A 7,043-nucleotide genomic window follows, 5' to 3' on the forward strand; every position below is an offset into this window, starting at 1 on the left:
ATTTCTTGGAAGCCAATGTTGGTGTTTTTAAGATCAATTTGCTTAAGCGTCTTCTCGTTTACGCCACTCTCTTTAAGCGCGCTTAAGAAGTTCTCTTTGTCTTCAACCAAGAAGCGGCTCTTGCTCTGAGCTTTGAATTCTTGAGAAACCAGGTAAGTTTCGCCTGAATAGCCCATACCAGACTTTTCCCATTGTTCGTTATGGGTCATGATTCGGTTCAGCTCATCGATAGGCATTTGAAAAGCCAAAACGGCGATTTTCTCACCTTGTTTATTTACCACAGGGCTTGCCATAAAGGAGGCAGGAGCTTCATAAGATGGCGTATAAGACTGAAAAGAAGTAAAGGCAATGTGGTCAGGGTCACTTGCGTTGGCAGCTTCTTTATAGACTTTAGCTAAGTCACTATTTTTATAAGGCCCGGTAAGTAAAGAGGTGGCGTAATCGAGCTCTTTGAAAACGGAGTAAATAATCTCGCCTGAGTCAATATCGATCAAAAAGATGTCGTAATATTGGAATTCGTTAAGGTGCTTTCTAAACTCCGGGTGATACTCTTTGTGTACCTCATTGTAATCGGAGCTAAAGTCGAGTGAGTCTAAGGCATCTTTTTGACCTAAGGGGTTAGCGTTGTCTGCAATGAAGTGATATTGCATTAAACGGGCTTTATCGCTAATGCTGTTAAGTAAATTGCCGGGAGATAATGAAGAGCCTGGATTGCTCTCGGCATAGGTGGCACCAAATTGCCCGGTGTAATAATCTTCTAACTTGTCAGATATTTCGTTGCTACTGACGGTTTTAGGAAAATCATCATAGCTAGCGATGAAGCCTTCAGCTGAGTCGACGACACTATGGCTTGCAGAGAAAGCTTTAAGCTCATGTTTGATAGTCTGTAGGTAGCTGTGAATAAAGTCCTTCTGGGATTCTCGCTGTGTGATGAGCGCTTTCCGTGCTTCGTTTTCAATAACGCTTTCGGCAATATTAAATCCAACACCTGCTGTAATCAGAGCGGTTAATAGTACCGAAACAACGGACACTGAAAGTGATCCGAGGAGAACTTTTCGAGAGATGGACATGGTTGTTTCCTATTATTGCTATTTTAGTTCGTCGTTACTGACATTTTTAGTGTGGTGAAGACGCAACTACTTGTCAGCCGCAATCTATTTCAGCATAGGCCATTTAAGAAAAAGTGCTTAATATTTAGGAGGGGAAGTTCGGCACTGTATTGGTGCGAAAACTGCGCTGGATTAGTTGCTGGGCGAGAAACGAACCAGACTCGTGGTGAGTGGTTCGTTTCTTGTCGGGAGGGGCGTTTACTGGAAGCTGAATACAGAACCGCTTATAAAATCTGTATTTGTTGTGTCGTCACTTAATGCATAAAGGATATAAAAAATGCTGCCGCTGACGTCTTCAGATAGGGCGTAGCCAAATGCGTTTGTTTCTCCTCCCGATAAAACTTGATCTCCTGTTAGAAGGGATGTGTCAAAAGGTGATTCAGGTAAATGTATTTGAGGGTCTGGATTGCCAGTCATAACAGCAATTAATGGTAGATCGAAGTCGCGATTTGATAGGTTTCGGACAAGTGTTAGTAAAGTGCTGCCAGATTTTAAGACCTCGTTTTCTGCATCATATAATACTTCTGCTTCTGCGTAGCTTACGATGACATTTCTGAAATCATTTGTACTGTATATTGCTGACGAACTATGAATTTGATTGCTCGAAGCCTCAATTGATATCAGACCAATATTCTCAGAGCTTAGGGTAATTTGAGCGACGCCATTACTGGTATAAGCCGTTTCGATATGTGTGGTGCCATTATCAGTGATACTAAAACTCACTTCAGTGTTATCTGGAATTGCTCCGCTAGCCGAGTTAGGGCTTAAAGTCGCGGACACAATAGAGCTATCAATACCGTTGTTTAGAATAACGTTTGGAGTCAGTGACAGTGATATCGCTTTAGTAGCGTTAGGGTCTTCCGAGATTGTGAGGCTCAGAGTGTTAGAGCTTATAAGTTCTCCTGAGCTGTTTAGTAACTGGGCAGATATATCGCTGGTGCCGGCTGACAGAGCTTTTAGCAAACCGCTTTGATTAGAAAAGTAGTCATTCGATGCCGTCTCGATAGATACAACATCATTGTCACTGATTATCCAGCTTACTTCTTGGGTGAGATCTTTGCTGCTGTTATCGGAGTAGTCTGCAATGGCACTCAGTTGCAGTTCATCGTTAACGTTTATCGCGCTAGCAGGGCTGGTAATAGCAATAGAACTTAGTATTGCGTCCGTCACTGTGAAGGTTGCGCTGGACGATAGGCCTTCAAAGCTGGCGCTGACACGTGTACTACCGGGGGCAACGGTACGAATTAGTCCTGGGCTATCTACATTATTGTCGACAGTAATAAGTTGATTGTCTTCGCTTTGCCAGGTGACGAGGTGGGTGATGTCTTTAGTCGATGCATCGGTATATAAGCCACTTGCTTTGACTTGTTCTGTAAACCCAGCCGGAATACTTGTGTTATCGCTCGTCAGTGATATTGATTGAAGTGTCGCACTTGTTACTGTCACTAAACTAATACCACTGATTCCTTCTAGTTCGGCAGAGATCAGGGCTTCGCCTTCTGCATTAGCGCTGATAACCGGAGCGCTAGGGCTTTCTACGCTTGCAACAGTACTAGAGCTTGTGTTCCAGTTGGCCTCTTTACTGATATCAATTTGTTCTCCATCAGAATAGGAGCCTAAAGCAATGGCTTGTATTTGAAGCCCGTTAGCTAGGCTGATATTTCCTGGCTGAACTTCAATTGCGGTTAATACGGCGTCTTGAATGCTTAGACTAGTCGATATACTAATATCATCCAGGGTGGCGGAAATGTTTACGAATCCCAGTTCTAGTCCATTGACTAAACCTTCAGATAGCGCAGCGTTTGAAATAGAGCCTATTGCCGAGTCGCTCGATGTCCAGGTTACCTGTTCGGTGATGTCCTGAACTGAGCCGTCACTGTATGTTCCTTGAGCACTGAAACTTTGGCTTAGCCCCTTTGGTAGGGAGCTGTTAATAGGAAGAATACTTATATTGCTTAGTACTGCATTGCTTACCGTAACCGTACTGGCAGCATTATGGCCATCTAGCTCAGCACTCAGGCTTGAGCTGCCGATATCCAGTCCGCTAACAAGTGATGAGCCCGCTTCAATTGAGATTATTTCAGGAGAGTCAGCGCTCCAATTGACTTGGCTAGTAACATCTTGGTGGCTTTGATCAGTAAAAATGGCGGTGACGTTTACCTCGCTTTGAGTTCCTTTCGCTAGTGTGATCAATGGCGGGGTCAAAACCAGACTGTCGATTTGAGCCGGGCTGATAACAATGTTTTTTAACCCAGTTGTAGAGCCTTTAATAGCGCTGACTTGCACCTCCCCACTTTGAATGGCGGTAATAAGCTCATTATCGATACTGGCAAGGCTGATATCGCTAGTTTGCCATGTTACTTCAGCGGTAATGTTTTGGGTGCTGCCATCGGAATAGGTGCCAGTCGCTGATAAAGCAGTAGTGAGTCCGGCAATTAGAGTGTCGGGTAAATCAATTGAAATAGAATGCAATGTAGCAGGAGAAACCTTTAGCTCCAGACTTGTGTTGATGTCGCCAATACTTGCTGTGACATTGGTATTGCCAGCGCTGACAGCGACTACCAAGCCATTTTCATCGACTGTGGCGATGTTGTTATTGCTCGATTGCCAAGAAGTCTCAGGACTAAGGTCGCTTGTGGTGTTGTTCGTATAAATTCCGGTTGCCGTGAGAGTGCGAGATGAAGCAATTGCCAGTGTCAACGCGGCGGGTGTTATGCTAAGTGAACTCAATGTGTATGCAGTAGACGTACTTGAAGCGTGCTCACCCTCATAACTGGCTGTAATGGTTGCGTCACCAGGTGCTAGTGCGGTAAGTAAGCCTTCGTTGGAGATATGCAAAATGCTCGGATCAGAGGAACTCCAGTTAGCGGCTGAGGTGATAATACTTGTTGTACTATTTGAGTAGTGCGCGTTTGCTACCAGCTGCTGGATGCTGCCGACTTCGATGTCGGAAGGCAAGGTGGTAATGCTAACACTATAAAGAACGACAACCTCCACGTCTTGTTGATCTAGCAAATCATTGTGTTCGATAGAGATCGTTGCACTGCCAGCGGTGTTTACCGATAACAGGCCTGTGGCACTTATGCTGATAGCAGTGTTATTACTAGAGGCCCAGATAACATCGTTACTGATGTCTTCGCTTGATGAATCGGTGTAGGTTCCGTTAGCACTTAATTGCACACTGTCGCCGACCTCAAGATCGTCGGGAATGATGCTCATCGCAATGCTGCTTAAAGCAATTACGTTTATGCTGAAACTGGCTGATTCTCCAGAAAAAGCCGCTGTAATCGTAGTACTACCAGCATTGATTGCCGTAATCAGGCCACTGTCTGACACTGTCAGGATATTCGTGTCACTAGAGCTCCAGCCAGCGTCGCTACTTAAGTCAAAACTTGAGTCGTCGGTGTATAAACCGGTCACACTGGCTTGAAAGGTTTCGCCAGATATCATTGTTGTTGGTGGTGTTGATAATGAGAGACTCTGAAGTGAAGGCGTATTATTGGTCTGTTTTCCTGAGCTGCTACCGCCGCTGCAAGCGCTAAGTAATAGTGATATTAAAAAATATGTCAGTACTTTAGATGCGCTATTTATTGAAAAAACGTTGAACATTGAATAGTGATCCTCTTAATATGCGCGCAGTTTAGAGATTTTTCTACAGGAAGTATGTTCCATTTTGTCAACAGAAAGTGAAATTCTATAAAACAGCTTCATATAACTGTTTTCCTAACCGGCAAAATTTCAACAGAAACCCTATTGAGGTTAAGTATGCAAAGTAACATTAGGTACAAGTCTAGCAGTCGTAGAGCTTTGCTCTCGATATTTTTGCTATGCCTTTCAATGAATGTAATGGCTGAACGGGAAGAGAGCGGTGCGGGAGCCAGTTTACAGTTAGTAGCGACCTTCAGTGTTTTGGCTGATATGGCTAAGGCGGTGGGAGGAGATCATGTATCCGTATCTACCTTGGTAGACTGGGGGGAAGATGCACATGTTTACCGCCCTTCACCTCAAAATGTTAAGCATTTATCTAAAGCTGACTTGTTGTTAATGAATGGCTTGGGCTTTGAAGGGTGGTTAGCGCGCTTGGTTGCAGCAGCAGATTTTAATGGCCTGACTGTGATAGCGACAGAAAATGTTCGTTTGATCAGAGAGCGAAAGGATTTGCGTCGACATAGTCATGGTCATCATGGCGAAGAAGAGCATAAGCATAGTAGCGCTTCTCTTGATGAAAATGATGATATTTCCAAGATGGTTGGAAGGGTTGACCCGCATGCCTGGCATAGCTTGCAGGCTGCAAAAGTATATATTCGCAATATCACCAATGCCTTAGCGAAGGTTGACCCTCCGCATGCCGGAGAATATGCAACGAATGCACAGGCATATATTGAAGAATTAGACTTGCTTAACCAAGCTTACGAGAAGAAGTTTTTGGCTCTGCCTGCGTCTCAACGACAAATGGTTGTTCCTCACAATGCCTTTGCTTATTTGGCTCGAGATTATGGTTTGAAAATGCGGAGCTTGCAAGGCATCAGTACGGGAGGAGAGGCTTCTGCAGCACAAATTGCACAAGTAGTTCGTCAGGTTCGGAGCTCTGGCGTCAAGGCGATTTTCGAGGAAAATGTCGCTGACAATCGCCTTATCAAAGTTGTGCAAATGGAAACGGGAGTCAATTTTGGAGGTGAACTGATCTCGGGCGCCTTATCTCATGAGCTAGCGCCAAGCTATCTCGATATGATGCAGTACAATCTAGCGAAAATTTATCAAGCCTTGAAGTAAGCTGGGCTGAGTTATAAGTCCAGTTCTGGAACACTTTGGTCGACGGTACAATGGACAATCCCATCTTTTAGTGTGGCACTGATTTTGTCTCCCGCCTTGAAGTCGCTGCACTGGGTTTGAACTTTCTGTTTATCGGACTTTAATATGGCATAGCCGCGCCCTAAGGTTGCAAGAGGGCTTGCCGTGTGCAGTGTCTGGGCTAGAATCGCCAGTCTGTGTTGCTGTTGTTCCAGGTTTGCATGCTGCGCTTGTACTAGTTTGTCGTAAGCGTTGTTTAGTGTTGCTGCGCTTTGTTCAAGCTTCGCTTGAGGGTTATATCTGAGTAAGCGGTGCTGAAGTATATTCAGACTTCCAGATTTATTTTCAATAGTGTTTGATAGTGCCCGTTTAATGCGCTCTTGAAGTTCTTCAAGGCGTAAACCCTTTTCTTGAAGGGCATCGCCAGGATGTCTTAGTCGTTTTTGTAAGGCATCGATGCTTTGGCTGAGTTGTTTGAATCGATTGTTGATCAAAAACTCCAGGCGCCGTTGTTGTTGATCCAGGTTTTGCATTAATTCGTATTGGTCGGGCGTAATGTGTTCTGCGGCTGCTGATGGCGTTGGTGCCCGGTAGTCTGCTACCAGGTCGGCAATCGTAAAGTCTACTTCATGACCAACGGCGCTAATGATAGGTAGTTCGCTGTCAAAAATAGCACGTGCGACGACTTCTTCATTAAAACTCCATAAATCCTCTAGAGACCCGCCTCCTCGCCCAGCAATTAACACATCTGCAAGGTTGTGGCTGTTGCAGTAAGCGATAGCGTCGGCAATTTGTTGTGCTGAGCCTTCCCCTTGAACCTGAACGGGTAGCAAAATGATCTCTAGTGCAGGGAAGCGACGCTGCGTCACTGAAATGATGTCATGAATGACGGCACCGCTTTGAGAGGTTATCACGGCTGCTTTTTTGGGGATTTGTGGTATAGATTTTTTATGCTGCTGGTCAAACAGTCCTTCGCCAGCCAGTTTAAGCTTTAGTGCTTCAAAAGCGGCTTGTAGTTGCCCAATACCCGCCGGTTCCATGCCTTCAACGATAAGTTGGTAATCGCCGCGACCTTCGTACAAGCTCACTTTGGCTCGAACAATTATCTGGTCACCTTCCTTGGGGATAAACTTTAAGCGTTGG

General features: G+C 44.9%; 3 protein-coding genes and 1 pseudogene. 1 reads left to right on the top strand and 3 read right to left on the bottom strand.

Annotated elements, in window-relative coordinates:
• Both A3735_RS13670 and A3735_RS13675 read right to left on the bottom strand, forming a co-directional pair.
• Positions 1 to 1,070: pseudogene (locus A3735_RS13670) on the bottom strand (cache domain-containing protein); the annotation flags it as partial.
• Between the two features lie 237 nt (positions 1,071 to 1,307).
• Positions 1,308 to 4,718, bottom strand: coding sequence for an Ig-like domain-containing protein (locus tag A3735_RS13675; protein ID WP_068638164.1), 3,411 nt, complete (start codon positions 4,716 to 4,718; stop codon positions 1,308 to 1,310).
• Positions 4,719 to 4,874: 156 nt separating this feature from the next.
• Here A3735_RS13675 and A3735_RS13680 point away from each other — a divergent pair, with 156 nt between their 5' ends.
• Positions 4,875 to 5,882, top strand: a complete 1,008-nt coding sequence (locus tag A3735_RS13680) for a metal ABC transporter solute-binding protein, Zn/Mn family (protein ID WP_068638165.1) — start codon at positions 4,875 to 4,877, stop codon at positions 5,880 to 5,882.
• 11 nt (positions 5,883 to 5,893) lie between these two features.
• Here the strand turns inward: A3735_RS13680 and xseA are convergent.
• On the bottom strand, positions 5,894 to 7,043 hold a 1,150-nt coding region (gene xseA, locus A3735_RS13685; RefSeq protein WP_068638166.1), incomplete at its 5' end, for an exodeoxyribonuclease VII large subunit.

The sequence above is a fragment of the Oleiphilus sp. HI0061 genome (genome assembly GCF_001635675.1).

Coding starts and splice junctions, on each gene's coding strand:
- A3735_RS13675 (WP_068638164.1), bottom strand. CDS start 4,718: ATGTTCAACGTTTTTTCAATAAATAGCGCATCTAAAGTACTGACATAT.
- A3735_RS13680 (WP_068638165.1), top strand. CDS start 4,875: ATGCAAAGTAACATTAGGTACAAGTCTAGCAGTCGTAGAGCTTTGCTC.